The sequence below is a fragment of the Syntrophotaleaceae bacterium genome, from assembly GCA_041390365.1.
Classification (GTDB): Bacteria; Desulfobacterota; Desulfuromonadia; order Desulfuromonadales; family Syntrophotaleaceae; genus JAWKQB01.
In genome coordinates, this window is record JAWKQB010000003.1 from 326,122 (window position 1) to 352,533 (window position 26,412).

Annotated in this window: 24 protein-coding genes; 8 read left to right on the plus strand and 16 right to left on the minus strand. The window is 56.9% G+C overall.

The features are described 5' to 3' along the window. Window positions 1–47 precede the first annotated feature (47 nt). The 5 genes from sucD to R2940_13920 form a co-directional block, all read right to left on the minus strand. Window positions 48–941 carry a succinate--CoA ligase subunit alpha gene (gene sucD / locus R2940_13900; protein ID MEZ4600876.1) on the minus strand — a complete coding sequence of 298 codons (894 nt, stop codon included), beginning with the start codon at window positions 939–941 and terminating at the stop codon, window positions 48–50. Between the two features lie 101 nt (window positions 942–1,042). Continuing rightward, the gene (gene sucC / locus R2940_13905) at window positions 1,043–2,212 is read right to left on the minus strand and encodes an ADP-forming succinate--CoA ligase subunit beta (protein ID MEZ4600877.1); all 1,170 of its coding nucleotides are present in this window, start codon (window positions 2,210–2,212) and stop codon (window positions 1,043–1,045) included. Window positions 2,213–2,269: 57 nt separating this feature from the next. Continuing rightward, window positions 2,270–2,914, minus strand: a complete 645-nt coding sequence (fsa, locus tag R2940_13910; GenBank protein ID MEZ4600878.1) for a fructose-6-phosphate aldolase — start codon at window positions 2,912–2,914, stop codon at window positions 2,270–2,272. Between the two features lie 325 nt (window positions 2,915–3,239). Next, window positions 3,240–3,737 (minus strand): 2-amino-4-hydroxy-6-hydroxymethyldihydropteridine diphosphokinase, encoded by a 498-nt coding sequence (gene folK / locus R2940_13915; GenBank protein MEZ4600879.1) that lies wholly within the window; start codon window positions 3,735–3,737, stop codon window positions 3,240–3,242. 188 nt (window positions 3,738–3,925) lie between these two features. Further along, entirely contained in the window at window positions 3,926–4,744 is an 819-nt protein-coding gene (locus R2940_13920; protein ID MEZ4600880.1) for a HesA/MoeB/ThiF family protein, read from the minus strand. Window positions 4,745–5,291: 547 nt separating this feature from the next. Here R2940_13920 and R2940_13925 point away from each other — a divergent pair. The 5 genes from R2940_13925 (at window position 5,292) to hemL (ending at window position 12,575) form a co-directional block, all read left to right on the plus strand. Further along, window positions 5,292–6,509, plus strand: a complete 1,218-nt coding sequence (locus R2940_13925) for a molybdopterin molybdotransferase MoeA (protein MEZ4600881.1) — start codon at window positions 5,292–5,294, stop codon at window positions 6,507–6,509. A 269-nt stretch (window positions 6,510–6,778) separates the two neighbouring features. Then, window positions 6,779–7,927, plus strand: coding sequence for an iron-containing alcohol dehydrogenase (locus R2940_13930; protein MEZ4600882.1), 1,149 nt, complete (start codon window positions 6,779–6,781; stop codon window positions 7,925–7,927). Between the two features lie 19 nt (window positions 7,928–7,946). Further along, complete coding sequence (locus R2940_13935) at window positions 7,947–9,650, plus strand: ATP-binding protein (protein ID MEZ4600883.1); 1,704 nt, start codon at window positions 7,947–7,949, stop codon at window positions 9,648–9,650. Window positions 9,651–9,690: 40 nt separating this feature from the next. Beyond that, window positions 9,691–11,220 (plus strand): sigma-54 dependent transcriptional regulator, encoded by a 1,530-nt coding sequence (locus R2940_13940; GenBank protein ID MEZ4600884.1) that lies wholly within the window; start codon window positions 9,691–9,693, stop codon window positions 11,218–11,220. Between the two features lie 71 nt (window positions 11,221–11,291). Beyond that, window positions 11,292–12,575 carry a glutamate-1-semialdehyde 2,1-aminomutase gene (hemL, locus tag R2940_13945; protein MEZ4600885.1) on the plus strand — a complete coding sequence of 428 codons (1,284 nt, stop codon included), beginning with the start codon at window positions 11,292–11,294 and terminating at the stop codon, window positions 12,573–12,575. Between the two features lie 76 nt (window positions 12,576–12,651). Here hemL and R2940_13950 read toward each other — a convergent pair whose 3' ends face one another. The 4 genes from R2940_13950 to R2940_13965 all read right to left on the minus strand — a co-directional run bounded on the left by R2940_13950 (window position 12,652) and on the right by R2940_13965 (window position 17,989). After that, window positions 12,652–13,812: a phosphatidylserine/phosphatidylglycerophosphate/cardiolipin synthase family protein gene (locus R2940_13950; protein MEZ4600886.1), complete on the minus strand. Its 1,161-nt coding sequence runs from the start codon at window positions 13,810–13,812 to the stop codon at window positions 12,652–12,654. Between the two features lie 192 nt (window positions 13,813–14,004). Beyond that, the gene (locus R2940_13955; protein MEZ4600887.1) at window positions 14,005–15,252 is read right to left on the minus strand and encodes a nucleoside transporter C-terminal domain-containing protein; all 1,248 of its coding nucleotides are present in this window, start codon (window positions 15,250–15,252) and stop codon (window positions 14,005–14,007) included. 55 nt (window positions 15,253–15,307) lie between these two features. Beyond that, window positions 15,308–16,903: a DUF445 family protein gene (locus tag R2940_13960; GenBank protein MEZ4600888.1), complete on the minus strand. Its 1,596-nt coding sequence runs from the start codon at window positions 16,901–16,903 to the stop codon at window positions 15,308–15,310. A 93-nt stretch (window positions 16,904–16,996) separates the two neighbouring features. Beyond that, window positions 16,997–17,989, minus strand: a complete 993-nt coding sequence (locus R2940_13965) for a sugar phosphate nucleotidyltransferase (protein MEZ4600889.1) — start codon at window positions 17,987–17,989, stop codon at window positions 16,997–16,999. A 209-nt stretch (window positions 17,990–18,198) separates the two neighbouring features. Between R2940_13965 and hslO the strand changes: the two genes are divergently transcribed. Further along, entirely contained in the window at window positions 18,199–19,083 is an 885-nt protein-coding gene (gene hslO / locus R2940_13970; protein ID MEZ4600890.1) for an Hsp33 family molecular chaperone HslO, read from the plus strand. Between the two features lie 40 nt (window positions 19,084–19,123). Here hslO and R2940_13975 read toward each other — a convergent pair whose 3' ends face one another. The 4 genes from R2940_13975 to R2940_13990 all read right to left on the minus strand — a co-directional run bounded on the left by R2940_13975 (window position 19,124) and on the right by R2940_13990 (window position 22,708). Next, a complete protein-coding gene (locus R2940_13975; protein ID MEZ4600891.1) occupies window positions 19,124–19,501 on the minus strand; it encodes a hypothetical protein in 378 nt (125 codons plus the stop codon). A 249-nt stretch (window positions 19,502–19,750) separates the two neighbouring features. After that, window positions 19,751–21,436, minus strand: a complete 1,686-nt coding sequence (gene ettA, locus R2940_13980) for an energy-dependent translational throttle protein EttA (GenBank protein MEZ4600892.1) — start codon at window positions 21,434–21,436, stop codon at window positions 19,751–19,753. Window positions 21,437–21,589: 153 nt separating this feature from the next. Then, window positions 21,590–21,709 carry an entericidin A/B family lipoprotein gene (locus tag R2940_13985; protein MEZ4600893.1) on the minus strand — a complete coding sequence of 40 codons (120 nt, stop codon included), beginning with the start codon at window positions 21,707–21,709 and terminating at the stop codon, window positions 21,590–21,592. Between the two features lie 135 nt (window positions 21,710–21,844). Next, on the minus strand, window positions 21,845–22,708 hold the full coding sequence (locus tag R2940_13990) for a YitT family protein (GenBank protein ID MEZ4600894.1): 864 nt from the start codon (window positions 22,706–22,708) through the stop codon (window positions 21,845–21,847). A gap of 86 nt (window positions 22,709–22,794) precedes the next feature. Here R2940_13990 and R2940_13995 point away from each other — a divergent pair, with 86 nt between their 5' ends. Both R2940_13995 and R2940_14000 read left to right on the plus strand, forming a co-directional pair. Then, window positions 22,795–22,959, plus strand: a complete 165-nt coding sequence (locus R2940_13995; GenBank protein ID MEZ4600895.1) for a hypothetical protein — start codon at window positions 22,795–22,797, stop codon at window positions 22,957–22,959. A gap of 123 nt (window positions 22,960–23,082) precedes the next feature. After that, complete coding sequence (locus R2940_14000; protein ID MEZ4600896.1) at window positions 23,083–24,015, plus strand: carbohydrate kinase family protein; 933 nt, start codon at window positions 23,083–23,085, stop codon at window positions 24,013–24,015. 106 nt (window positions 24,016–24,121) lie between these two features. Here R2940_14000 and R2940_14005 read toward each other — a convergent pair whose 3' ends face one another. From R2940_14005 to R2940_14015, 3 genes are read right to left on the minus strand one after another with little or no spacing between them, the layout of a single operon-like run. Further along, window positions 24,122–24,586: a hypothetical protein gene (locus R2940_14005; protein MEZ4600897.1), complete on the minus strand. Its 465-nt coding sequence runs from the start codon at window positions 24,584–24,586 to the stop codon at window positions 24,122–24,124. After that, window positions 24,580–25,698, minus strand: a complete 1,119-nt coding sequence (locus R2940_14010; protein MEZ4600898.1) for a HAMP domain-containing sensor histidine kinase — start codon at window positions 25,696–25,698, stop codon at window positions 24,580–24,582. Before R2940_14010 ends, R2940_14005 begins: the two co-directional genes overlap by 7 nt. 5 nt (window positions 25,699–25,703) lie before the next feature. Then, window positions 25,704–26,333 carry a cobalamin-dependent protein gene (locus R2940_14015; protein ID MEZ4600899.1) on the minus strand — a complete coding sequence of 210 codons (630 nt, stop codon included), beginning with the start codon at window positions 26,331–26,333 and terminating at the stop codon, window positions 25,704–25,706. Window positions 26,334–26,412: the final 79 nt, after the last annotated feature.

Genomic DNA, 26,412 nt, shown 5'->3' on the forward strand with positions numbered 1-26,412 from the left:
ATACCTTTAACAGCCAGCCTTCATGATAAGGTTGCCTCGGCCGCAAGTCAACCGGCCGGCCGGCGCCCGCTGTGTATCAGGGCCTGCAGCATGGCTTCGGCCATCCGGGCGGGGCTGACCGCTATTTCGACTCCGCTGCCGGCAAGGGCCTCGATCTTGTCTCGCGCCCGACCCCGGCCACCGCTCACGATGGCTCCGGCATGACCCATGCGCTTGCCGGGGGGAGCAGTCACTCCGGCAATGAACGCGGCCACCGGCTTGGTCATGTGCCGCTGAATCCATTCTGCCGCCTCCTCCTCGGCGCTGCCGCCGATTTCCCCGATCATGAAAACCCCCTCGGTTCCCGGATCCTCATTGAACATGCGCAGAATGTCAATGAATCCGGTACCGATGATCGGATCGCCCCCAATCCCCACACAGGTCGATTGACCCAAACCGGCATCGGTCAACTGCTGAACCGCCTCATAGGTCAGGGTGCCGCTGCGGGAAACCACGCCGATCGTTCCAAGACAATGAATGTCGCCGGGCATGATGCCAACCTTGCATTGACCAGGAGTGATGACCCCGGGACAATTGGGGCCGATGAGCCGCATGCTGCTGGTTTCCAATAACTTCCTGACCGGCACCATGTCCCGAACGGGAATACCCTCGGTAATGCAGACGGCCAGTTTGATTCCCGCTTCTTCGGCCTCGAGAATGGCATCGGCTGCCGCCGGCGGAGGGACAAAGATCATTGATACGTCGGCACCCCATTCACCGACAGCTTGTTCGACGGTATCCGCTACGGGAAAACCTTCGATGCTGGTCCCCCCCTTGCCGGGGGTCACCCCGCCGACCACACAGCTGCCATACTCCCGGCAGCGCATTGCATGAAAAAGCCCGGCGCGGCCAGTAATCCCCTGCACCAGGATGCGGGACCGGTTGTCAATCAGGATGGACATCTTGTCTCCCTGCCAGATTTTGAAAAATCGGGCTCGCTATCGGTATCGGAATGGGGGTCGAAAAAGTTATGATCCCGATACCGACGCCGACCCCGAAAAACCTACTCCAAGTCCAGGGCAAGCCGCTCCACGATTCGGGCCGCCCCATCGCCCAGGCTGTCGACACAGGTCACGTTCAAACCCGAATCATTCAGCAGGCGTTTGCCGTCCTCAACCTGGGAGCCGGCCATGCGAACCACGATCGGCAGGTTGCATCCGCCCTCTCCCGCCGCATCGATAATGCCGTTGGCGACGATATCACACCGCATGATGCCACCGAAAATATTGACGAAAACCCCTTCCACGTCACGATCCTGAAGGATGATGCGAAAAGCTTCGGCAATTTTTTCGCGGCTTGCTCCGCCGCCGACATCAAGAAAATTGGCCGGTTGACCGCCGGACTCCTGCAGCATGTCGAGGGTCGCCATCGCCAATCCGGCACCATTGACCAGGCATCCGATGTTGCCGTCCATCTTGATATAGGCGATATCGAATTTTCCGGCCTGCACTTCCAGGGGATCGAGCTGTGCATGATCGAGCATGTTCTGCTCTTCCTGATGCCTAAAAAGGGCATTGTCGTCGAAATTGATTTTGGCGTCCATCGCCAGCAGGCGACCGTCTTTGGTGACAACCAACGGATTCACCTCCGCCAGGGAGCAATCGTTTTCCAGAAAACAGCGATAGAGAGCCTGTATCAGGCCGACACAGGACTCGGCCTGCTTTCCGCTAAAGCCCAAGGCAAGGGCGATGCGGCGGGCCTGAAAAGAGCGTAGGCCCAGAAAGGGGTCGATCAGCTGGCGATGAATTTTTTCCGGGGAGAAACGGGCGGTTGTTTCGATATCGACCCCACCGGCTGCCGACGCGATTACCGAATATCGTCCCGCGCCCCGATCCAGGGCAACGGACAGATAATACTCCCGATCGATGTCCTCCGCCTTCTCGACCAGGAGTTTCTCGACCGGTAAACCCTGTGGGCCAGTCTGGGGTGTCACCAGTTGTTTGCCGAGCATTTGTGCAGCAACATCTCTCGCCTCTGCCGGTGTTGCCACCAGGCGGATTCCACCGCCCTTGCCGCGCCCTCCGGCATAGACCTGAGCCTTGAGGGCACAGCGCCCTGAAAAACGTGCGGCCAGGCACTCCGCCTCTTCCGCACTCTGAACGACCTCCCCTTCCGGAACCGGAATGCCGTATCGGCGAAACAATGCCTTGGCCTGATATTCGTGGATATTCATGGCTTTTACATCCTTGACTTTTCAGGTTAGGACTTCCCCCGGTCTGCAGGAGTTTCCCTACTTAAGCCCCTTTTTCCAGTCCGCCAGAAACTTTTCAATACCAACGTCGGTCAAGGGATGCTTGACCAGTTGCTTGAGCACGCTGAAGGGGATGGTGCAGATATCGGCTCCGACCAGCGCAGCATTCAGCACATGGAGCGGACTGCGCACGGAAGCGACGATGATTTCTGAAGGATAGCCGTAATTGTCAAGAATGGTCTTGATCTGCTCAACGCCCTCCATGCCGTCATGCCCCACATCATCAAGCCGCCCGACGAAGGGCGAAATATAGGCCGCACCGGCTTTGGCTGCAAGCAAAGCCTGCAAGGGGGAAAAGACCAGGGTCATGTTGACACCGATGTTTTCTTCCGCCAGTTGGCGGGTCGCTTTGAGGCCGTCGCCGGTCATCGGGACCTTGACGACAATATTGGAATGTATTTTGGCCAGTTCACGGGCTTCCTTGAGCATGCCCGGAGCATCGAGGGCGATCACTTCGGCAGAAATCGGACCATCAACAATGGTCGTGATTTCGGTGATCACTTCCTTGAAGTCGCGGCCACTTTTGGCGACAAGGGAGGGATTTGTCGTAACCCCATCCACCAGCCCCATCTCGTGGGCAGCACGTATTTCTTCCACATCAGCCGTATCGATAAAAAATTTCATTGTCAGGTTCCTTTGAAAATGGTGAAGGTCTTTTTTCGCTGAGGTTTAATCTGTATCGTGAGAGGCGTCGACCGGGGGTTTGTATGCCTTCCTGCACTCCTCAGAACAAAAAAAGAACGGTCGACCATCAATCGTCTTCTTCAGTGCGAGACTGACAGGGACATAAGTGCCACACTGGGGGTCCTGGACCATATCTTCCCCCTCGAACGATTTTTCAGGCTCCCTCGGGCTGTGCCCCGAGATGGCCGCACGGAAAAAAAGCCGCCATAGAATATAGATCAGCCAGGCGGCCAGCAGGAGTTGAAGGACACGCAAAAACATCCGATCACCAGCTATCGCAGAGACGTTCTACACCCCTGCTTGAAGGCAACTGCCGGTACAGTTCGTTGATGGTGCGATTGAGCACAGGATGCCTCAATCCAGGGGCGACATCAAGCAGAGGCGCCAGGACAAAAGCCCGTTCATGAAGGCGGGGATGGGGAACGGTCAATTGTTTCTTGCTGAAAACTTCAGAACCGTAGAACAGAAGATCAACATCCAGGGTGCGAGGACCCCAGTGCCCGACCCGGCGTCTACCGAACTGTTTTTCCACCTCCAGACAGGTTTCCAGTAATCTATCCGCCTCAAGTTCCGTCTCGATTTTGAGAACGGCATTCAGAAACTGTTTCTGGTCCGGCGGACCGCCCACGGGATCGGTTTCATAGAGACAGGATTTGGCAACCACCCTTATTCCCGGTTTATTGGCAAGAGCCCTTCGGGCCCCAGCCAGACTTGCCCTCCGGTTGCCTAGATTTGCCCCCAAGGCCAGATAAGCGGTAACCATTTCTCTCACCTTAAAACTCGGTAAATTTAAACATAGACCGTGCGGTTCAGTCAACTTTACCCGTCTATACGATTTTGAAAAAAGCAACCGGCAGGGCGGATGCCGAACCGGTTCCTAAGCTTCTATCAGGAAAACAGGACAGAGCTTCAAAGATTCCCGAAGCCCCTACCCCCTATCCAACTTTGCTGTCAGCATTCTATTTCCACAAATTCGAGGTCGAGGAGGTCGATGGACAAGCACCGCCTGCGAGCCGGGGTTCCCCGATCAAGAAGAATTTTACAGACTTCGGCAACCTCAAGACTGGCAACCACAGCAGGGGTAAAGGAGGGGTTGCCGAGCTTTTTCTCCAATCCGCATTCGGTACCGCTATTGGAGAAAATCTTTTCGACGGTATCCTCTCCCGGGAATTGGCTGCCCACGTAACCATACCAGCCGGCAATAGAGCCGTAAACCATTGGAATTCCCTCCTCCCGGCAAACCTGGGACAATTCCAGGCGGACGGCAATACTATCCAGCCCGTCAACGGCGACATTTGCTCCCTGAAGTATCTCCTTCCCGTTGGCCTTGCCGAAGGCGGCAGCAACAGGAATCAGGTCGACGGATGGATTGAGGCGGTCGATTCGCCGGGCTGCGGCAGCCACCTTTTTGAGTCCTAAAAATTCAGGTGTGGCTAGCAGCTGACGGTTCAGATTATGCTCTTCGAAAACATCGGGATCAACGGCAACGATCTGGCCGACACCCAGCCGGGCCAGTTCCTCGATAATGAACCCGCCAAGGCCGCCGCATCCGATGACCGCCACCCTGCTTCTGAAAAGTTTCAGCTGGTCCTCAAGTGAGATCATGCTGCGGTTTCGCTGATACCGACCAGGAAGGAGGCCGTTTTCCAGCGCCGCTTTTTCGACTGCACGATAGCTCACACCGAAACGGTGAGCGGCAGACTGATGGTCAGCCCAGAGCAACAGTCCATTCTGGGCGCGGTTCTTAAGCCAGGATACCAATTCCGACATCTCACACCTTTCCAACTTATTCAAGGCCAAGAGATCAAAAATGACGTTCGATCCCCTAAGGTTCCTTACCGTAACAATTGAAAAAATCAGTGCAACATGGTCTCAGATCCCGATCCTGAAATCAATCGAATTCAAGCTTGCTGGCTTTCTCCATTTTACACGCCCTCTCCGATGAAACCTGATTTCATTATAGATGGAAATTTGGCAGAAGGGGCTCTCTCTCCTAAATCAGATGCGTTTCCTGCAATTTTTGGAAATAGTGGCGCCGCAAAAACTTTAAGTGTGAAGAGCATTATGTCCCAGGGTCATTGCCCATTGACGCACCATTTGGCAGAATACAAGGAAATACAGAAGGTCAAAATAGAGGGAAAGAATCGAATCGGGCGGTATCGGAATAGGGGTCGATTCTTTTCCTTTCATTAGTTATGATCCAACTACTGGAGTCCTCTCGTTACCGACCCCGATACCGACGCCGACCCGGAAACAAACATGCCTGTTCCGGCATTGGACTTCTCCGCTGTATCCCCAGCAGGAAAGAAAGGGCCTCATGCCACGATTTGAAGAAGCAAGAAAAATAATTCTTGAACGTGTTCCCCTGATGGGCACGGAACGGGTATTCCTCCTTGAGGGGGCCGGAAGGGTTCTTACCCAGGATATCGCCGCCCCTTGGAACATGCCCCGCTGGACCAATTCGGCCATGGACGGCTACGCTGTGCGTGCCTCTGATTGCCAGGGGCGGGCGACCCTGAGCGTTGTCGGCTTTCTTCCCGCCGGTGCCACCGCCGACATGGAACTGCAACCCGGAACAGCCATAAAAATAATGACCGGAGCCCCATTGCCTTTCGGTGCCGATGCCATCGTTCCGGTCGAGGAGACGGAAGAATCCGAACAGAGGGTTACAATCAAAAGCCCGGTCAAAAAAGGGGCTCACATCCGATTGCAGGCCGAGGATGTAAAAGCAGGGGAATGCATCATCCCGTCCGGCACCGTGTTACGTCCGGCCGAAATCGGCATGCTGGCCTCCTTCGGCAAAGTGTTCGTTTCGGTTTTCCGTCGTGTGCGGGTGGCCGTTCTGTCGACGGGGGACGAGCTCGCCGAACTTGGCGAATCGCTGACGGATGAAAAGATCATCAACAGCAATACCCTGGCCCTGGCGGCTGCCCTCAAGGAAATCGGCGCCGATATAACCATGCTCGGCATCGCCAGGGACAACCGGGAAGACCATATCCAGAAAATGCGTGAAGGGCTCAAAGCCGACGTACTCATCACGTCCGCCGGCGTTTCCACCGGGGACCGGGATTATGTCCGGGACGTTCTGGAGGAACTGGGAGCCGAATTCATCTTCAATAAAATCGATATTAAGCCCGGCCGCCCCACGACCTTCGGCCTGATCGGCAAGCAGCCCTTGTTCTGCCTGCCCGGCAATCCGGTTTCGACCATGATCACCTTCGAGGAACTGGTTCGTCCTGCGCTGCTGAAGATGATGGGGCATGAAAGGGTTCTGAAGCCTTTGATCGAGGCCACCCTGCTGACTGATCTGAACAAAAAACGCCTTGGAGTTCTCAACTTCCAGCGGGTCAGTGTCGAAGTCCGCGAAGGAAAATATTATGTCAGCTGCTCCGGCGATCAAAATACAGGAATTTTGAAAACCATGGTCAAGGCGGATGCCCTGGCGCTTCTGCCTGAATCCCGGGATCATTTCAATGCGGGAGACAAGGTGAATATCCATCTGCTTGGAAGCCATGTGGATATGTTGAAAGGATAACAGAACTTTTTCCCAAAATCGGGTGCCCTTTATGCCTTAGTCCTTCCCGTCGCTGCATTTGCTATTCCTTTTGACTTCGCTGCCTTAATCATTATATGGTATACGTCATGTTTATCCGGCGGGGAGGCTCCCCGCTCGATGACCTGTGGCGACAGACCGGTTTCCGCTTCGGCCTCTGATCGGTCCCATCGGTCCTAGAAACATGAACTTCCTCCTCGGAGTCATCGTCCATTTTGGTTGAAGGCCGAACCTTTTTCCGGAATTTCGCTATGGACATCAGTAAATTTGTTGTTCCGGAAATCATCTTCGGAACGGGTGCCCTCCGGCATATCGGGGAAAGTGCGGCCCGTATCGGCGCTTCGAAGGTGCTGGTTGTCTCCGATGCCGGCTTGATCGAGGCCGGCTGGGTCGAAAAAACCCTTCACTTTCTGAACAAGGCGGAGCTGAAATTCGTCGTTTTTTCTTCTGTTTCTTCCAATCCGAAGGATTTCCAGGTCCATGAGGGATTGTCTCTCTACCATTCCTCGAAATGCGACGGGATTATTGCAGTGGGCGGCGGAAGCTGCGCGGATATGGCCAAGGCTATCGCCATGCTGGCGACCAATGACGGTTCTCTTCGCAGTTATGAAGGCATCAACAAGATCTGCAACCCCCTGCCTCCGATGATCGTGGCGCCCTCCACCGCGGGCACCGGCACCGAAGTCACCCAATTTTCCAGGATCACAGACCTTGAGCGCCATTTGAAGATGTCCTTCATCTCCAAATCGCTTATACCAGATATCGCTGTGATCGACCCTGATCTGCTCACCACCGTCACCCCGCAGCTTGCGGCATCAACCGGGATGGATGCCCTGACCCATGCAATTGAAGCCTATGTGTCTCTTGCAGCGACTCCCCTGACCAATCTCCACGCCCTGAATGCCATCGAGCTGATCTTCGCCAATCTCCGTCAGGCAGTGTCCGATCGGGATGACATGAAAGCCAACTCCAACATGGCCCTGGCCAGCCTCAATGCCGGCATCGCCTTTTCCAATGCCATATTCGGCGCCGGCCATGCCATGACCCATCAGGTGGACGGACTCCTCGACACCCATCATGGCGAGACCGATGCCGTGCTCCTGCCCCATGTCATGGAATTCAATCTTCCCAATTGCCGGCGCCAATTCCGGGAGATGGCCGCAGCCATGGGCGAAGAGTCCCTTTCCGGCGAAAACCTTCCCGATGCCGAACAGGCCATTCAGGCCGTGCGACGGCTAGCGGCGGACATCGGTCTGCAGCATACCCTTTCGGATTTCGGATTGACCGAGGAACTGCTGCCCCAATTGATCGAAAACACCATGAAGGACGCCTGTCTACTGACCAACCCCCGGGCGGTGACACCAAACGATCTTTTCGATTTGTTTAGAAGAGCTCTCTAGCACAATCGTCGAGGGGACCATGGATCAGAAGCTCACCGGGCAGAACAAGCTGATCGAGGATTTGACGGGTGTCAACGCCTCCAAACTGAATTATTATGCCGAGCTGAAGAAGCGGAACGAGGAGATCAGCCGTCAAAATGTCCGGCTGGAGATTCTCTATCGCCTGTCCCGGGCCATCAACCTGGAAATGTCCGTGGAAGACATGATCAGGGAAACCTTCAAGCTGCTGCCGCGCGCATTGCGCTGCGAGTTGCTTGGTCTGGCCATGCTGAAGAGCGGCGAACTTCAGATCAAAACCCTGCTGCCCTTCAATAATCTTCTGCATCAGCCCGTAAGCCGGGAGTCCTTCCTGTGGTCCCCCTTCTCGGGCAAAACGCCTCTGCTGCTGTCCAAGCTGCCGGCCGAGGACCCCTTTTTCATCTCCAATCCTGCAATTGCCGAGCAACTGCGTTCACTGGTGGTCATTCCTCTGCTGCAGCGGTCGGTGGCCAAGGGAATCCTGCTGGTGGGAAGCTTTCAGTCGGCCGCCTACACTCAGGAGGATCTTGATTTTCTGCAGCATCTGGGCGATCAACTGGTCATCAGTATTCAGAATGCACAGCTTTATGAGGATGTTTCCCGCGCCAGAAAGGGTTGGGAATCCACCTTCAATGCGGTGCCCGACCCGATTCTCCTTATCGATACCGATCACAAACTTTTGCTGCGAAACAACCGCCCCCTGCCGAAGATCGTTCTTCAGTCCGCACCCGCCGTCATTGGAGAAAAGTGCCATGCGATCCTCTACGGCCGCAACACCCCCTGTCCCGACTGCCCGATGGACATCCTGCGGCAGACCCGGGAACCGGTTTATCGCCGGGCAGAAACAGAAACTCAGAGAGTGCTCGACTTCGCTTTTTATCCAGTATTGGGCGACAACGGCGAACTGGTGGCCATGACCAAAACGGTCAAGGATGTGACCGAAAAGAGCCAGATGGAAAGCCGGTTGCTGCATTCGGAAAGACTCGCGGCCATCGGGGAAATGGCGGCCGGGGTGGCTCACGAGCTCAACAGCCCGCTGACAGCGATCATCGGTACCGCGCAGCTGCTCCGCTGCGAGTGGGTCGATCGTGCGGAATTGGCCGAATCCCTGGAAGAGGTTGCCAACTGTGGTCTGCGCTGCAAACGCATCATTAAAAATCTGCTCACTTTTTCCCGTCAGGATCAGGTGCCGATGACGGAAACCGATCTTAACCGGGAAATCGAGCGAGCCATGGCCCTGGTCGACTATCTGATCGACAAGAGCGATATCCGGATCATTAAAAACCTGGCTCCCGACCTTCCCAGAATCATGGCCAACGGCCTGCAGATCCAGCAGGTCGTGACCAATCTCATGATCAATGCCCGCGATGCGCTGGATAAGACCAAAGGACCCAAAACCATTCAACTCGAAACCTTTCTCAAGGAGTGCCGCGACGGTGTTTGGGCCGTGGTGTCGGTGCGCGACAACGGCCAGGGCATCGAAAAAGAGAATCTTCAGAAAATATTCACTCCCTTCTTTACCAGCAAGGAGGCGACCAAAGGGACCGGATTGGGCCTGTCCCTCAGTTTCGGCATCGCTCAGGCGCATGGCGGAACGCTGGAAGTGGAAAGCACTTTTGGAGAAGGCAGCGTTTTTTCCCTGCTGCTGCCGTTAAAAAACGAAGGGGTCGGGTCTCGGGGAGCCTGCCAAAGCGTGTACGAATGATGGCAGCAGCCCTTGAAACCGTCCGGAAAAGAGGTATCCATTGAGCTCGATTGATGTTCTGATTATCGACGACGAGGAATCCGTATGCAGTTTCTTTCAACGTTTGCTGCTGCGCAACGGCTATCGCTGCGCCACGGCCACCAATGAAGCGGATGCCCTGCGGGAGCTGGACAGCAGGAAATTCCAGGTGGCGATGATCGATCTGAAGCTTCCCGATACGGATGGCCTTACCCTGCTTCGCCACATCAAGAATCGGCAACCCCATTGTGAAGTTATCATCATGACCGGCTTCAGTACTATCAAGACAGCGGTCAAGGCCATGCAGCTCGGCGCTTTCGAATATGTCGAAAAACCCTTCGACGACATCGCCGAAATCGAGCGTCTGGTCCAGGAAGCCGCCGCCTCGGCCCTGGAGGGAAAGCCGAGAGAGGAAGAGGGCTGGCGCGAAATGGCCAAGGCCCAGGGATTTCTGGTGGGGAAAACGACCGCCATGCAGCAGCTGGCCTCCCTCGCACACCGGCTGGCAAAAAAGGACATCAGCATCCTGATCCAGGGGGAGACCGGAACCGACAAGGAGGTGCTGGCCCGGTTCATTCATGCAACATCCCTGCGCTCTCATCAGATGTTTATTCCCATCAACTGCGGGGCCTTGGCCGACAACCTGCTTGAAAGCGAACTTTTTGGCCACGAGCGGGGATCGTTTACCGGAGCCGGAAGCATGCGGAGGGGGATCTTCGAGCTGGCCAACAACGGCACCCTGTTCCTCGACGAGGTCGGGGAATCCAGCCTGGCCATTCAGGTCAAGCTGCTGCGGGTACTGGAAACCGGGGAGTTCATGCGCCTCGGCGGGGAAAAAATGGTTCATTGCGACGTCCGGGTTATTTCCGCCTCGAACGTCGACCTTGAACAAGCCATGCTGCGAAAGGAAATTCGCGAAGACCTCTTCTATCGGCTCAACGTCGTGAAGCTGGAAATTCCGCCGCTACGCTCCCGCCGGGAAGACATTCCCATGCTGTCCGAGTATTTCGTCGATCAGTTCAATCCCGGACTGACTTTATCGCCGGAAATCATGGAGATGCTCTGTCAATATGACTGGCCGGGTAATATCCGCGAACTGGCCAACACCCTCCGTCAGGCCGTGGCCCTTTGCGATGGTCCCGTCATTGAACCGAAACATTTCGCCGGAAAACTTTCCAACGGCAAGAAACTGATCCCCTTTACCAATACAGGAAAAGCCCTTAGACAGTCCTTACCGGCAGACGGGGTTCCTTCCCTTGACAACTTCTGGGAACATTACGGCAAACCCGAAGTGCTCGAACGCCTGACCAGCGGAGAACTGACGCAGTTGCTCCACTCCCTGCGCGGACTCGAAAACAGTCTTTACTCGATTATGCGAAAGAAAGGGATATCCTCCCTCGGCACCGAGTGCCTGAAGGATTCCGAGGCGGCCTCCATCAAACGCACCCTGGTGCAGCACCGCTGGAATATCACCGAGGCCGCCCGAGCCCTCGGCATTGCACGGAATACCCTGCATCGGAAGATCAAGAAGTACAACCTGCATAATCAGTAGGATGTTGAACAATGGGACCTATAGGACCTATACGTCCTATAGGTCCCATTTATTTATTGGAGAAAAACGCCATGAATCACGCCAAGTCCGCAGCTCTTTTCGGCCGTGCCCGCCAGGTAATTCCCGGGGGGGTCAACAGCCCGGTCCGGGCTTTCCGGTCGGTTGGCTGCGATCCGCTTTTCATCAGCAGCGCCTCCGGCAGCAAGATCACGGATGTGGACGGGAATGTTTTTGTCGATTATGTCGGCTCCTGGGGACCGATGATTCTCGGTCACAGTCATCCAAAGGTTGTTGAAGCCATCGCCCAAGCTGCTGCATGCGGCGCCTCTTTCGGCGCGCCGACGGAGGTAGAAATTAAATTGGCGGAAATGGTGCGGAAGGCGTTCCCGCAGATGGAGCGGCTGAGAATGGTTTCCTCGGGAACCGAGGCGACCATGAGCGCCATCCGGTTGGCCCGGGGTTTTACCGGCCGGGATAAAATTCTCAAATTTGAAGGCTGCTATCACGGACACGCAGACAGTCTGCTGGTCAAGGCCGGCAGCGGCGCCGCGACTTTCGGGGTTCCGACCTCGCCGGGCGTGCCGGCCGATTTCGCCCGCCATACACTGACAGCCGGCTTCAACGATCTCGACCAGGTCAGAGAACTGGCGGCCGCCCATCGGGGGCAACTGGCCGCCATCATTCTCGAACCGGTGGCCGGAAACATGGGGTGCGTGCCGCCTCTGCCCGGATTTCTCCAAGGGTTGCGGGAGCTTTGCGACAGCGAGGAGATCCTGCTGATCGTCGACGAGGTGATGACCGGTTTCAGGCTCGCCTATGGCGGAGCCCAGCAGCTTTACGGGGTACTCGGCGATCTGGTCTGTCTCGGCAAGATTCTCGGTGGAGGATTGCCGGTCGGCGCCTTTGGCGGCAGGCAGGATATCATGGCCCGGCTGGCCCCGGAAGGGCCGGTCTATCAGGCCGGAACCCTTTCGGGCAATCCCCTGGCCATGAGCGCCGGGCTCGCCACCTTGGAGTTGCTGCAGGAGGATGGCTTCTACGAACGGCTGGAAGAAAAGAGCGCCTACCTCGAAAAGGGGCTGCGGCAGGCCGCCTCGGAATGCAGTCGGCCCACCTGCCTGCAGCGGGTCGGATCGATGCTGTGCACCTACTTCCACCCCGGCCCGGTGCACTCCTTTGCCGATGCGGCGAAGAGCGATACCGAAACTTTCGGCCGTTTCTTCCGCGCCATGCTCGAGAACGGCATCAACCTGGCACCTTCCCAGTTCGAAGCCGGCTTCGTCAGCATCGCTCACAGCCAGGAGGACCTGGACCGTACTATCGATGTGGCCCGGCGAGCCTTCCGCAGCCTCTAACCCAGAAAGCTTTTCACCACATGTACGCTTCGCTCACTAGAGGACACAGAGCTCTGTGGTGAGAGCTTTTGGCTTGTTACGGCCCATCCGGCCCGCGCCCGCTGCCGTCCCGGTCACTGAAACGGACCAGCCAGGCGGCCACCCGTCCCCAGAACCATTCCCGCAAACGCCGGGTCCAACCCCGACGGCCCCACTCCTGACCTAAGATTTCCCGGCTTTGGGCAAACTCTTCATGGAACATCCTTTCCACCTGCAAAGCCAGATCCTCATCCCGGGCCTCCTGATTGGCCTCCAGGTTCCAGCGATAGTTCCAGCCGTCGGCGTTGCAGGAACCGGTGCTGACCCAGGCATCGCACAACAGCATCTTGGTATGCAGAAAGCGGGGCTGGTATTCGAAGATCCGTACCCCGTTGACCAGCATCCGGTGATAGAATCGTCCTCCCATTATCCGCACCGCCGGGTGATCCGTGTAAGGCCCGGGTAAAAGCAGGCGGACATCCCGGCCTTGCCGCGCCTGCCTGCGCAAGGCCCTGCGCAGCTTCCAGGGGGGCACGAAGTAGGGGGTGGCCAGCCAGATGCGCTGTTTGGCCCGTCTTACCAGCCGGATATAGGAGCGCATGATCTCCGAGCTGCCCACCCTCCGTCCGGCCGTCACACGGCCGAGGGTTTCGGGGTTCTGCGGCTGCGCAGGTTTCACAGGACCGGGGTCGAGGGACCTTTCCGCCCAGCGGTTCCAGGTCTGGGTGAACAGATGCCGCCAATCCCGAAGGCTGGGACCGCTGATGGCCAACATGGTATCCTGCCAATGGGACGGGTTCAGCGAGGGATCGAAGGAGTCGGTGATGCCCGCTCCCCCCGTAAAGGCCACCCGATCGTCAACCAGAAGCAGTTTACGGTGGTTGCGCAGCAGATTGTGGGACCAGCGCTTCAATCCCAGAGGATTGTAAAAAGTCAGCTCGACGCCCCCCGCCACCAGTTGCTGCCGATCGCTTTTGCGCAAGGCAAGGGCGCCGTAAGCATCCAGCATCAGGCAGACCCTGACATTGCGTTGGACGGCATCCACCAACAACCGGATGAAACGATCGGCCACTCCGCCGGATTCGAAAAGATACATCTCCAGCAGCACCTGACATTCGGCCTCGGCAATGCTCTTTTCCATTTCCGGGAAAAATTCCCCGCCTCCCACCAGTAATCGATATGTGTCACCCCGGCGTTGAGGATAGCGATATTTTCGCATGCTGGAAATCCGCTCGACTCAATGTGTTCCGGCGGTAACGGTATCGGAGTCGAAAAAAGACTGCCCGAAACCGTCGCCGCCCGCTATCGATCATTCATCGGACATCTTGCCCAAAGTGCCTAATCAGGTTACCTGATTTTTGCCCGTCCATTTCAATGGAAAGCATGACCGGAAGTTATTTCTTTTCGCCGGTCATGAATAAAAAATACCGGCGACCGCCCCCGTCATGCAGGTGGCCAGGGTTCCCGCCACAATCGACTTCACTCCCAGGGCGGTTATCTCCGTTCTCCGCTCCGGCACCATGGTTCCGAGACCACCCAGCATGATTCCCAGGGACCCGAAATTCGCGAATCCGCAGAGAGCATACATCATCATCAGCCGGCTGCGAGGGCTTAACGCTCCCGGCGGCAGAGCGGCAAGATCGAGGTAAGCGATCAATTCGTTGAGGATGGTTTTGGTGCCGAGCAGAGCGCCGGCAGCAAGGGCTTCCGACCAGGGAACCCCGATCAGCCAGGCAAGAGGCGCCAGCAGCCAGCCAAGCAGTCGCTGCAGGGTCAGCGGAGCTCCGGCTACGGAAGGCAGCAGTCCAAGCAGCTCGTTGGACAGGTGGACCAGGGCGACAAGGACAATGAGCAGAGCGACAATGTTGAGCAGAAGCTTGAGACCTTCGATCGTGCCGCGGGTCACCGCATCCATGGTCCCGGAGGCCGGTTCGATTTCGGCCAGTCCGCCATTGGTGGCCGGTTCCAGAGGCGGAATCATCATTTGAGCTACGACGATGGCAGCGGGAGCACTGATCAGGGAAGCGGTCAGAATATGGCCGAGGGCGTCGGGGATCGCCGGCTGCAGAACCCGGGCGTACAGGACCAGGACGGTTCCGGCAATGGTGCTCATCCCGCAGGCCATGACGGTAAAGAGTTCGCTGCGGGACATGCGTTGCAGATAAGGGCGTATCAGCAGGGGCGCTTCAACCATGCCGACGAAAACATTGGCCGAGGCGGCTACAGCCACCGCCCCACCTACAGTCAGCACCCGTCTCAGCAGCCAGGAAAAAATCCCCACCACTCTCTGCAGAATCCCCCAGTGAAACAGCAGAGCCGATAGAGCGCTGACCACCAGCACCAGGGGCAGAGCCCGAAAGGCCAGGATGAAAGACATCCCGGAAACCGCTTCCACATAAGGCAGGGGAGCGCCGCCAAGAAAACCGAACACCAGGCTGGTTCCTGCCGTGGCGGCCCGATCCAGGGCGAGGATGGCTTCGTTCAGGACGAGAAAAAAACTGCGACAGGCTGGCACCTTGAAAAGCACAAGGGCTATTCCGAGTTGTAAAAGCACCCCCAGGCCTGCGGTTCTGACCGGAATTCGTCGACGATTTTCGCTGAGCAGCCAGGCGACGGCCAGCAGCCCGAGCAGCCCGGCAAGGCTGCGCCACACCTCCATCAGGTTCCCTCCCTGTAACAGCTTTGCAGCTCAATGCACGAACAGTTTTCCCGTCTCAGCCCAGGCCGATCACCAACAGGTTGATCAGGCCGATCAAAGCGCCCAGGAGGGCTCCAAACAGATTGATATACTTGAACTGTTCCTTCATGATGCCCATCAGCAGGTTTTCCACCTTGAGGATGTCCAGGCTGTTGACCTTTTCCTCCACCACCCGCTGGATGTTGAGGGTTTCCACCAGCGGCGGAACTTCCTTCTTGAGAATTTCGCAGAGCTGCTGGAACAGCCCCTCCTGTAGCTCCATCTGTACATCGGCCGAAACCCGCGACGAAAGCCGGCCAAGAGGGTGCCGGAACAACCAGTGTTCAGCCTTGTCCGCCAGGAGCCTGTCCATTCCCTGGCGCAGAGCCGGGCTGCGGATGGCTTCCAGCAGACGGGCGGCCAGCATCTCCCGGGCCCGATCAAGCCCTCCGGAGGGCAGCACCTGCTCGAGCATTTCGCCGAAGGAGCGGTCCTTTACGGCGTCGAACCCCCTGTTCAGGAGACCCTGCAGGGTCTGCACGGCCGAAGGGCCCTGCACCCAGGCTACCGCCCTCGAGCGGATATAGCGGCGCACCCCGGAGACCTTTTCGTAGGGAACACCCTGAACATAGCTTTTCAACGGACGATCCAGCAGGTTTTCCACCCTTCTGCGGAGCAGTTCCGCCACCTGTTGCTGGGTCTTTTCCTCCCGCAGCCAGGCCGCGATCTCCTCCCCGGCCTGATCCAGGAAGCCGGGAATGCGTTCGGCCAGCTTGTCGACGTTGATGAAACCTTTGAGAAGATTGCTGATGCCGCCGAGGGAGCCCAGGAATTTTTCCAGGGCTTCCCGAGCCTTGACAATCAAACGTTCACGAAAATCGGGATCGTAAAGCATCCCGCTGAAATGTTCCAGCAGTGCCGGAATTTCCTTCTCCAGCTGGGCCAGCAGGGCATCGACCAGATCAGCCGGCAGCAAATCCTTGAGAGGACGTTGAGATTCCAGCAGCTTGCCCAACTGCTCGTCTATCAGTCTCTCCAGGGCACGGCCGATCTCTTCCGAAGCCAGCAGAGCGCCCAGACGACGGTTGACATGACTCATCAGCAGGAGGCGTTTTGGACCGGACAGGTAACTGGCAGGATTCCGTTGCAGCAGTTCATCCAGATGATGCTGCAGATAACTGCGGAAGGTTTTTTCGAATTCTTCGCTCTCCAGATACTCGAACAGCGCCTTGACCGACCGCCAGCGCAGCACCTCGACAAGGTCCCGAAAGCGGTCGCGGAATTTTTCCGGAACCAGGGTCGCCACCGGTCCCAGATCCCGATCCAGGAAAGCATCGAGTTTTTCCGACACCGCCAGCTGCAGCTCCCGCCGGAAGGCTTCTTTCTCCAGGGCATGGCCGACATCCTCTGCCGTCAGGAGATGGCTGCCGACCATCTCACCCATTTTCTGCGCCAGTTCATGGCGCTTGGAGGGGATGATTCCCGGTGTCAGCGGAATTCTGATTCCGAAAAGCCTCCAGGCCCTCAGAGGCCGGAACAGCATCCGAATAGCGATGTAATTCGTAACGTAACCGATAAATGCCCCCAGCAGGGGGGGCAGCACAAAGGGCAAAATCTGCTGAAAACTGATCATCTGCACTCAGACCGCCCCTCCGATTCCATATCCGGGAGCCGTCATTCCTTTCCTGTCAAACATTATTGGTTATCCGCTGGACTCAAGCTTCCCCTATTCCATCTCGATCAGCGAATGATCTCCAACGTTCATCCGTCGGGGATTGCCCACCAGCCTTACCTCGTCCCCGAGAATGCTGCTCATCAGATTCATGCAGGACACCTGGCATTCGGCATTGATGATGGAATCCTTGATGATGCTCTCCTCGATCACTGTCCCGGCCGCTATCGAAACGTTGGGGCCGAGGATAGAGCCCCGTACTCGGGCTCCCTCGGCCAGGTGCACCGGTTCGATGATCACCGTATCGATGGTCTCCCCACCGCAATAATGCCTGTTCTGCAGCAGAAAGCGGTTGGTTTCAAGCAGGGTTTCCGGTTTGCCGCAATCCAGCCAGTCGTCGATTTCGGGAGCACGGAATTTCATCCCGTCCCGAATCATGCGCATGAAGACCGAAGGCAGATAATATTCCCCTTTGACCGTCTCCCCGGCTCCAATGGTCCGGTCAAGATACTCCATGAACTTTCGCCCGTCCTTCAGATAGTAGAGGCCGACCTGGGCCAGACGGGATACGGGGGTATCGGGCTTTTCCACCATGTCTACGATGAAACCGTCCTTGAGCACGTTGACTCCGAACCGCTGGTAATCCTCGACCTCCTTGGAATAGATCAGGCCGTCGGCTTCCCGGCAGAGCTCGGGAATGCGCCTCAAATCGGTTACGAAAATGGTATCGTTGAAAACCACCAGGACATCGTCCCCCTCTTCGATGCGAGGTTTTGCCAATGCCACCGCATGGGCGGGACCGAGTCTTTCGTGCTGGACTACATAACTGCATTTCAGGTCGGGGAACTTCCGCTGCATGAATTGCTCGATCTGCTGGCCGTTATCGTCGGTAATAAAAACGAGTTCCTCCGCAGACAGGGTCAGCAGGCGTTCCACGATATGTTCCAGCACGGTTTTTCCCGCAACCTGCACCAGCGACTTGGCCTTGGTATGGGTATGCGGACGAAGGCGGGTGCCCTTCCCCGCCACCGGCAGAATCATTTTCATTTTTTCCTCCTGTCAAGGTTATTGTCAGATCGGATGCTATCCGGTAGCATGCATAGGAACGCCCGGGGTCTGCCCTGGCGCCTTCGAATGATAGCTGCATTTTCCGCAGTTAACAACCGCTACTTGCCTGCATGACCTGATTTTGGGCGGGGAGGTTGGCCCGCGTCGCCGTTTTTCTTTGGCCCAAGCCCCTGCATAAGGACCTGAATGTGAGAGACCATCTTGTTCGCGTTGTCACTGCTGACGGGGCACTTCGTGCCACTGCCGCCATTACCACCAATCTGGTGGAAGCCATCTGCAGCCGCCAGGGTACGGACGCCACCGGCACAGTGGCCCTCGGTCGACTGGTGACCGGCGCTGCCCTCATGGGAAGCCTGCTCAAGAACGATCAGCGGCTGGTGCTGATGGTCGAGGCCAATGGCCCTCTGCAGAAGCTCCATGCGGAAACCGATAGCGCCGGACATATCAGGGGATCGGTCAAAAATCCGGTTTCCGGGGTGCCTGTAGGCGCACGGGGGTTCGATGTGCCGGCCGCCGTGGGCAAGGCCGGTTTCCTCCATGTAATCAAGGACCTGGGGCTGAAGGAACCTTACCGCGGCATGGTCATGCTCTACAGCAGTGAGATTGCCGAGGATCTTGCCTACTATCTGACCACTTCCGAGCAGGTCCCCTCGACAGTCGCTCTCGGGGTGTTCGTGGAAGTGGATGGCCGGGTTTCAGCGGCCGGGGGGTTACTGGTCCAGGCCCTGCCGGCAGGCGAGGAATCGCTGGTCGCTCTGCTCGAACAGCGGCTCATCGCCCTGCCCCCCATTACCGCCCTGTTGCGGGAAGGTAAAGGGCCGCAGGAAATCCTGGAACAGCTCTTCACCGACATACCTCTTGGCAAAATGGAAAAAACCGACCTTTCCTTTCGCTGCTCCTGCAGCCGTGAGCAGATTCGCCGGGTGTTGAAGGCTTTGGGCCCAGACGAGTTGCGGGACATGATTGCCGAGGAGGAGGAGACCTTCGTGACCTGCGAATTCTGCATGGAAAAATACAACTTTCCCCGGCAGGAACTGGTCGAACTGCTCCATCAGTTGGACTCAACCAGGTAAGGGTCCCAGAGCAACCGACCCTCGCAAATTTTCGCGGGAATCAGTGCCAGCGCACAAAGGGTTCGATGTCGTACCTTTCCCCGGCGTAGTCCCTTTCCTTGCCTTTCGGCCACCAGTGATAAACCTGGAAACCCTCCTGGTCAATGGGATTGCTCGACAGGGTGCTCTGGTCGGCCAGATCCATGGACTCGTAACGCATGATGACCGGTGCATCAGGAAACTGGTCGATCTCGATGATATCGTCCAGGTAGATTTCGTCCACATTATCAAAAGCGTCCGATTCGGAACGGATCGCCATAAGCTTTCGGCGCAGGGCCTGGACGGCCTCTTCTGTATTTTCCGCCGAAAGCAGCACGGTAAAGTAGCCGTGTTTCGAGTGGTTATCCTCGTCAAAGGTGCAGTGAGCCAGGTATTTCATATCGCTACTCCTTTCGGAAGGCCCCGTCCGAACTGGACGGAACCTGCTTTTCAGCTTAACCTTTGGAACAGTCCCGCCGGGGCAGGGACTCAGGAGACTCTCTTAACCGTTACCTTCAGAATGCCGCCCTGTCAATGCGGGAAAAAAACGAACTCCTGGCTGAAGGGCCGGCTGGAGCGGACAATAAAAAAACCGGAGCCCTTAAGGAAAAAAGGCTCCGGTTTTCCTTGATGATATTGTCCCGCTCGATCAGGCTCGGGTCAGATGGCGATACTTGATCCGATGAGGCTGGTCAGCGGCGGCCCCCAGTCTCTGGCGCCGGTCTTCCTCATACTCGGACCAGTTCCCCTCGAACCAGACGGTGCGGCTGTCCCCTTCGAAAGCGAGGATATGGGTGGCGATCCGGTCCAGGAACCAGCGGTCGTGGCTGATGACGACGGCACAGCCGGCGTAGTTTTCCAGGGCTTCCTCAAGAGCACGCATGGTATTGACATCGAGATCGTTGGTCGGTTCGTCCAGCAGCAGCACATTCGACTCGCTGCGCAGCATCTTGGCCAGGTGCACCCGGTTTCGCTCCCCCCCCGAAAGAACGCCGACCTTTTTCTGCTGCTGATCACCGCCGAAATTGAAGCGGGACACATAGGCCCGGCTGTTCATGGCCCGATTGCCAAGCTCGATGCTTTCCTGGCCGCCGCTGATCTCCTCCCAGATACTCTTGTTCGGATCAAGGGTCTCCCGGCTCTGGTCGACATAGGCCAGCTTGACCGTCTCTCCCAGACGGATGGTGCCGCTGTCGGGCTTTTCCTGGCCGGTGATCATGCGGAACAGCGTGGTCTTGCCGGCGCCGTTGGGACCGATGACGCCGACGATGCCCCCAGGCGGCAGGCGGAAACTCATCCCCTCCACCAGCAGTCTGTCGCCGTAGGCCTTGGCCACCTGATCGGCTTCAATGACGATGTCACCGAGGCGCGGTCCCGGCGGGATGAACAGTTCCAGTTCCCGCTCCTTTTCCTGGACCTGCTGGCCGAGCAGCTTCTCATAGGAAGTGATGCGGGCCTGACCCTTGGCGTGGCGCCCCTTCGGCGACATGCGGATCCATTCCAGTTCCCGCTGCAGGGTTTTCTGGCGGGCGGTCTCCTGTTTCTCCTCCTGCCGCAACCGCTCCTGCTTCTGCTCCAGCCAGGAGGAATAGTTCCCTTTCCAGGGGATGCCGTGCCCCCGGTCGAGTTCGAGTATCCAGCCGGCGACATTGTCGAGGAAATAACGGTCGTGGGTCACGGCGATGATCGTGCCCGCATAGCGCTGCAGGTGCTGCTCCAGCCAGGCCACCGTCTCGGCATCGAGATGGTTGGTCGGTTCGTCCAGCAGCAGGATGTCGGGCTTCTGCAGCAGCAGCCGGCAGAGCGCCACCCGGCGCTTTTCGCCGCCGGAGAGAACGTCCACCGGGGTGTCCCCGGGGGGGCAGCGCAGGGCGTCCATGGCCTGCTCCAGGCGACTGTCAAGGTCCCAGGCGTCGAGATGGTCGAGCTTCTCCTGAACTTCCGCCTGCCGGGCAATGAGATCGTTCATCTCGTCGTCGGACATCGGCTCGGCGAACTTCATGTTGATTTCGTTGAATTCGTTGACCAGATCGACAACCGCCTGGACCCCTTCCTCGACGATCTGGCGCACCGTCCTGCCTGCAGTCAACTGAGGCTCCTGTTCGAGAAAGCCGACGGTATGCCCCGGCGAGAGGATGGTCTTCCCTTCGAAATCCTGATCCACCCCGGCCAGAATACGCAGCAGGGAGCTTTTTCCCGATCCGTTGAGACCGAGAACCCCGATTTTGGCGCCGTAGAAATAGGACAGGGAAATATCCTTCAGAATCGGCTTCTTGTTGTGATGCTTGCTGACCCGGATCATCGAATAGATGACCTTGCGGCCGTCGTCACTCATGCAACCTGCTCCTTATGGAAAACTGATTTGGCAATAACACCTTGGCCAGTCGTTGTGTTGTCGTTGTCGTACTCGTAATCGTAATCGTACTCGCCCAGAAAAAAGAGTTCGATCATGAACACTACCGCCTCACCGAATCGGAAAAAGCGGTTATCAATTCGCGCTTCTCTGAATGGCTTCGCCCGCCTTCTCAAGGTCCTTGCCCACCCCTGCCATGGTATTGCAGGCGGTCAGGGCCAAACACAAAAGCAGCAGAAAAACCCAGTTTTTCATGGCGACTCTCCTCCAGAAGGAAACCATTGAATGGTGCCGGGGCCGCCTTTCCGCCCTCAACAACAAGGCGGCCTCGCTGACGGTCGTCAGAGAATAGGATCAAAGCCTTTGAATTTCAAGAGAAAAATAACGAGTTCAGTAGATCTTGCGACGTGAAAAAGTCGAGCCAAGCACCGTGAAGGTGTTCTCCACGATAAACATGGCATGGGGATCGGTGGTAAAAACGATCTCCTCCAGCCGCTTGAGCTGAATATTGTTGATAACCACCATCAAAACTGTTCTCTGCAGCCGCCGATAGGCCCCAATAGCGGGCAGAAAGGTCGCACCGATCTTGAGATGCGTCATCACCTTGTCGGCGATTTTTTCCGGCTCGTCGGAGATGATCAGTGTCAGCTTGCGCTGGCTGAAAAGGGAGAGGCAGTAATCGACGGTGCTGGCGGTGATGAATACCGAGATCATCGAGGCGATCACCAGATCGTTGTCCAGAAAAGCGAAACTGATGCTGAACAGCGTGCAGTTGAAGAAGAAAAAGAACTTGCCGATGCCGATGTTGAATTTCTGGTGGAGGATAATCGCTGCGACATCCATTCCGCCGTTGGAACCGAGCGAGCGCAGAACCATGCCGGCTCCTGAGCCGATGATGACGCCGAAGGTCACCGCGGCATAGAGCTGGTTTTCCAGATGGATGCGAAAATCGATCAGCATGAAAAACAGGCTCAGGCAGAGCATGGCAAGAAAACTGTACCCGATAAAGCGCCGGGAAAGGTAGATATAGCCGAGGACGAACATGGGAATGTTGAGCAGCAGGTAGAGAAAACCGCTGTTGAAAATTCCGGTAGTGTAGTATATCAGGGTGGCGACCCCGAACAGGCCGCCGGGTACGAACCCCTGGGGTTCTCCGAGGGCCTTGAAACCGATCGCCTGGATGAAGGTGCCGACCAGAATCAGTCCGCAGTTCCATGCGACCGAAAACCTGAAATGGGGACTGCTTTTTGGCATGCGTCGCTCCTGAAAAAACGTTTCCAAGAAAAAAACATATTTGCCGTGTACTTGTCAAATGCCTTGGTTTGATGGAGAGGCCTGCCATGATCAAACTTATCGTTGTGGTGATCGGTATCAGCTGCGGCGGAGCGCTGGGCTGGTGTATGGGTGCTTCCATCGGCATAATGACCGGCTTTTTTCTTTCGGTTCTGGGCGCCTCCATCGGTCTCTTTCTGAGCCGGCAATACTGCCGCAACCACCTGGATTAAGGTCTTTTCGCCAACCCGATCAGTCCTTGTGCCTCTTCCTGCTAGCCCCGCCGCAGGGTCTTCGCCCAACATGCTGCAGGATGAACATGTAACTTCTCTTTTTTGTTTTCAAGGAGTCCGCCCATGTATAACCTGATCTGCGGATCGCTGGCTTTCGACAACATCATGGTTTTCGGCGATCGTTTCAAGAATCACATTCTTCCCGACCAGGTGCACATCCTCAACGTCTGTTTTCTGGTGCCGGAAATGAGGAGGGAGTTTGGGGGCTGTGCCGGCAATATCGCCTATAATCTGCAACTGCTCGGCGACCGACCCCTGGCCATGGCCACGGTCGGGCAGGATTTCGGCCCCTATGCGCAATGGCTGGACAATTGCGGCATCGACCGGCGTTACATCAAGGCCATCGAAAACACTTTTACCGCCCAGGCCTTCATCACCACCGATCTGGACGACAACCAGATAACCGCCTTCCATCCCGGCGCCATGGGGTTCTCCCACCGCAACAGCATCCTAGATGCGGGTCAGATCACCCTCGGCATTATTTCCCCCGACGGACGGGAAGGTATGATCGAGCATGCCACCCAGATGACCGACGCCGGCATCCCTTTTATCTTCGATCCGGGGCAGGGGCTGCCCATGTTCGGCGGGGACGAGCTGATCCGCTTCATCGACCAGGCCGACTGGTTGACAGTCAATGATTACGAGTGGCAAATGATCCGGGAAAAAACCGGCTTGACGATTGAAGAGATGACAAAGCGACTGAAAGCCCTGATCATCACCCGGGGAGGCAAAGGATCGGTCATCCATACGGCCGGGGGCGAATATCTCATCCCCGCAGCCAGGCCGAAGGCCGTCAAGGATCCCACCGGCTGCGGCGACGCCTACCGGGCCGGGCTCATTTACGGCCTGAACCGGAAACTCGACTGGGAAACAACCGGCCGCATCGCCTCCCTCATGGGCGCCATCAAGATCGAACATTGGGGCACCCAGAACCACAGCTTTACCATGGAGGAGTTCCGTGCCCGGTTTCAGGAGTCATTCGGACAGGATTTTTGAGCGAAACAGGCGGAAGGCCTGGCCTGCCCTGACAATTCGGCGGGATTCTGCCGAGAGGCGGGTTTTGAGAGGGCGGACCGGTCAGAGGAAACCACAAACGGCTGCGTCAATGTTGTGAAAACGTTTGTCCTGGATCTGCTTCGCTCAGAACCACGAACCAGATGTGGTTGAAAATCAGCCAGCGATAAAAGGGAGCGATCTCGAGAAAGGCTGCTTCGCTGAGAGAGGATTCGAGGACCTCCATCCAACTGTCCAGTTGAACCATCCAATAATCCTCATGAAATCCGTGAGACCGGTAGGCCCGGAACACCCAGAGCACGGTCTCGACCAGAACTTCCGGGCTGTAGGAGGTGAAGAGGGATGAGAAAAAGCGCGCATGGTTGCGATGATTGTCCTGCATCATCTCCAGATTTCCGGGGCCGATCAGCGCGTCGAGATCTTTCCTCCGGCTCAGAATGGCGTTGATTCGAGCCGCCATCTCCTCCCGTACGGCTTCATATTCCTTCGCGGCCTCCAGGGAAGGCTGTTGCAGCTTTCCCGCCGATCGGATCAATTCCCCCTTCTTCAGCATGGTCCCTCACAGCAAAGCCAGGGCAACTGGCAGTGAAAGGTTGAACCCGCTCCCGCCGCACTTTCAACCCAGACCTGTCCCCTCATGGAGGTCGCGATCTTTTTGGTTATGGCCAGGCCGAGGCCGGTACTTTTCTCTCCGTCGGTACTTCTGACGCTGATATTGGGGAAGGGGTGAAAAAGGCGGGCCTGCTCTTCGACCGGAATCCCCGGCCCCTGGTCGCTCACGGAGAGGTTCAGCTTGTCCTCCTCCCTGCCCGCAAATACGACGACGCGCGTTTGCCGGGGAGAAAACTTGATGGCATTGCTGATCAGGTTGTTCATGATCTGCCTGAGGCGGTGTTCGTCGAACAGGCTGATCTCATCCGGCAGCCGGGATTCCAAAACCAGCTCGATCTCCTTTCGGGTCGCGAAGGGGCGGTTCACCGAGACGATGCGGAAAAGCAGGTCGGGAAGGTAGCCAGGCTCGTACTTCGGTTGCAGCTTGCCGGACTCCAGAGCGGAGATATCCAGCAGATCGTTGATCAGACTGAGCATGAACTGGCTCAGGTAGCGGATGTCGTTGAGAAAGCCGAGGTGTTCGCTTTTGAGCGCGCCTGCGGTGTCCGTCAACATGAACTCGCTGTATCCCATGATGGCGGTCAGGGGGTTGCGCAGGTCGTGGGCGGCCATGCCGAGAAAATGGTTTTTGAGTTCGTTGAGCCTTTCCAGTTCCGCCGTCTTCTTGTGCAGTTCCCGGGTCAGATTATGCAGTTCATTGTTGCTGCGAACCAGTTCGGTGCGAAGCATTTCGATCTCGTCGCTGTTGATTTCGCCGACCGCGTAAAACCCCTTGGAATGGGGGAGAAATTGCACATGAAAGGTCTGGGGGAGTCCGTCGTTTCGCGGCAGGTTGAGCAGGAAACGGTCGCCCGAATGAAAACAGCCTGCAAAATCGAAATCGCCGCTGAAGTCGAGGAAAACCTCCGAGACATGCCTGCCGCTCGGATCGCCCCCCAGGAAACTGCTGGTGAACGCATTCGCCTGGCGTATGGCCCCCCCGGGATCGAGGTCGAGCAAAAGGACTTTGGCCTGTTGGTCCAGATACGAACAGATAACTTTTTCACACGACATGTCCATCAACCCATCAGGTACTGCTCGAGATCGTCGAGGGTAGGGAAGAGTCTGACCCCCGGGTACTGTTCAACAGCCTCCCGACCGCCCCACCGAAAGGCCTGACCTCCCACTCTGATCTCTATCTGCGGAAACTCCTCCTGCAGGGCCTCTATGGTTTTGATCAATTGAGGCAGGTTGGAGTAGATGGACAGCGACAGACAGACCAGGTCGGGATGTTTTTCCCGAACCATGGCGAGCAGATCCGCAATCGGGGTATTGGCGCCGAGAAAGTAGCCGTCCCAGCCGTGGAGCTCCAGAATATCGGCCACCATCTTGCCGCCCACCTGGTGAAACTCATTGGCCGCGCAAGCGACTACCGACTTTTTCCCGCACCGGTCACGGGAAAAAATCAGGGGTTGCACCATGCCCATGGCGGATTCGGTGATCGAGGTGGCAAGATGCTCCGAAGCCACCGAAATCCGATTGCCTTCCCACAACTCGCCCACCTCGTAAAGGGTGCCTTGAAACAGGTCCAGATAGAGAGTCTTGATGTCGATCCCGTCATCCAGAAGTTCTTTGACTGTTTGCAGACAGGCGGAACGATTTCCCTTGATAAGATTGTCGAAATAATCCGCGTAAATTTCGGTTATCATGCAGAGGTTCCTGTTGCCCTTCACTGCATTGAATAGAAAAAAAGTCGTTATTTTCCAAAATATAACAGGCTATTAACTA

Excerpts from the sequence above, each read along its gene's own strand:
- sucD (MEZ4600876.1), bottom strand. The coding sequence starts at position 941 with ATGTCCATCCTGATTGACAACCGGTCCCGCATCCTGGTGCAGGGGATT.
- sucC (MEZ4600877.1), bottom strand. The coding sequence starts at position 2,212 with ATGAATATCCACGAATATCAGGCCAAGGCATTGTTTCGCCGATACGGC.
- fsa (MEZ4600878.1), bottom strand. The coding sequence starts at position 2,914 with ATGAAATTTTTTATCGATACGGCTGATGTGGAAGAAATACGTGCTGCC.
- folK (MEZ4600879.1), bottom strand. The coding sequence starts at position 3,737 with ATGGTTACCGCTTATCTGGCCTTGGGGGCAAATCTAGGCAACCGGAGG.
- R2940_13920 (MEZ4600880.1), bottom strand. The coding sequence starts at position 4,744 with ATGTCGGAATTGGTATCCTGGCTTAAGAACCGCGCCCAGAATGGACTG.
- R2940_13925 (MEZ4600881.1), top strand. The coding sequence starts at position 5,292 with ATGCCACGATTTGAAGAAGCAAGAAAAATAATTCTTGAACGTGTTCCC.
- R2940_13930 (MEZ4600882.1), top strand. The coding sequence starts at position 6,779 with ATGGACATCAGTAAATTTGTTGTTCCGGAAATCATCTTCGGAACGGGT.
- R2940_13935 (MEZ4600883.1), top strand. The coding sequence starts at position 7,947 with ATGGATCAGAAGCTCACCGGGCAGAACAAGCTGATCGAGGATTTGACG.
- hemL (MEZ4600885.1), top strand. The coding sequence starts at position 11,292 with ATGAATCACGCCAAGTCCGCAGCTCTTTTCGGCCGTGCCCGCCAGGTA.
- R2940_13950 (MEZ4600886.1), bottom strand. The coding sequence starts at position 13,812 with ATGCGAAAATATCGCTATCCTCAACGCCGGGGTGACACATATCGATTA.
- R2940_13955 (MEZ4600887.1), bottom strand. The coding sequence starts at position 15,252 with ATGGAGGTGTGGCGCAGCCTTGCCGGGCTGCTCGGGCTGCTGGCCGTC.
- R2940_13960 (MEZ4600888.1), bottom strand. The coding sequence starts at position 16,903 with ATGATCAGTTTTCAGCAGATTTTGCCCTTTGTGCTGCCCCCCCTGCTG.
- R2940_13965 (MEZ4600889.1), bottom strand. The coding sequence starts at position 17,989 with ATGAAAATGATTCTGCCGGTGGCGGGGAAGGGCACCCGCCTTCGTCCG.
- R2940_13975 (MEZ4600891.1), bottom strand. The coding sequence starts at position 19,501 with ATGAAATACCTGGCTCACTGCACCTTTGACGAGGATAACCACTCGAAA.
- ettA (MEZ4600892.1), bottom strand. The coding sequence starts at position 21,436 with ATGAGTGACGACGGCCGCAAGGTCATCTATTCGATGATCCGGGTCAGC.
- R2940_13985 (MEZ4600893.1), bottom strand. The coding sequence starts at position 21,709 with ATGAAAAACTGGGTTTTTCTGCTGCTTTTGTGTTTGGCCCTGACCGCC.
- R2940_13990 (MEZ4600894.1), bottom strand. The coding sequence starts at position 22,708 with ATGCCAAAAAGCAGTCCCCATTTCAGGTTTTCGGTCGCATGGAACTGC.
- R2940_13995 (MEZ4600895.1), top strand. The coding sequence starts at position 22,795 with ATGATCAAACTTATCGTTGTGGTGATCGGTATCAGCTGCGGCGGAGCG.
- R2940_14000 (MEZ4600896.1), top strand. The coding sequence starts at position 23,083 with ATGTATAACCTGATCTGCGGATCGCTGGCTTTCGACAACATCATGGTT.
- R2940_14005 (MEZ4600897.1), bottom strand. The coding sequence starts at position 24,586 with ATGCTGAAGAAGGGGGAATTGATCCGATCGGCGGGAAAGCTGCAACAG.
- R2940_14010 (MEZ4600898.1), bottom strand. The coding sequence starts at position 25,698 with ATGTCGTGTGAAAAAGTTATCTGTTCGTATCTGGACCAACAGGCCAAA.
- R2940_14015 (MEZ4600899.1), bottom strand. The coding sequence starts at position 26,333 with ATGATAACCGAAATTTACGCGGATTATTTCGACAATCTTATCAAGGGA.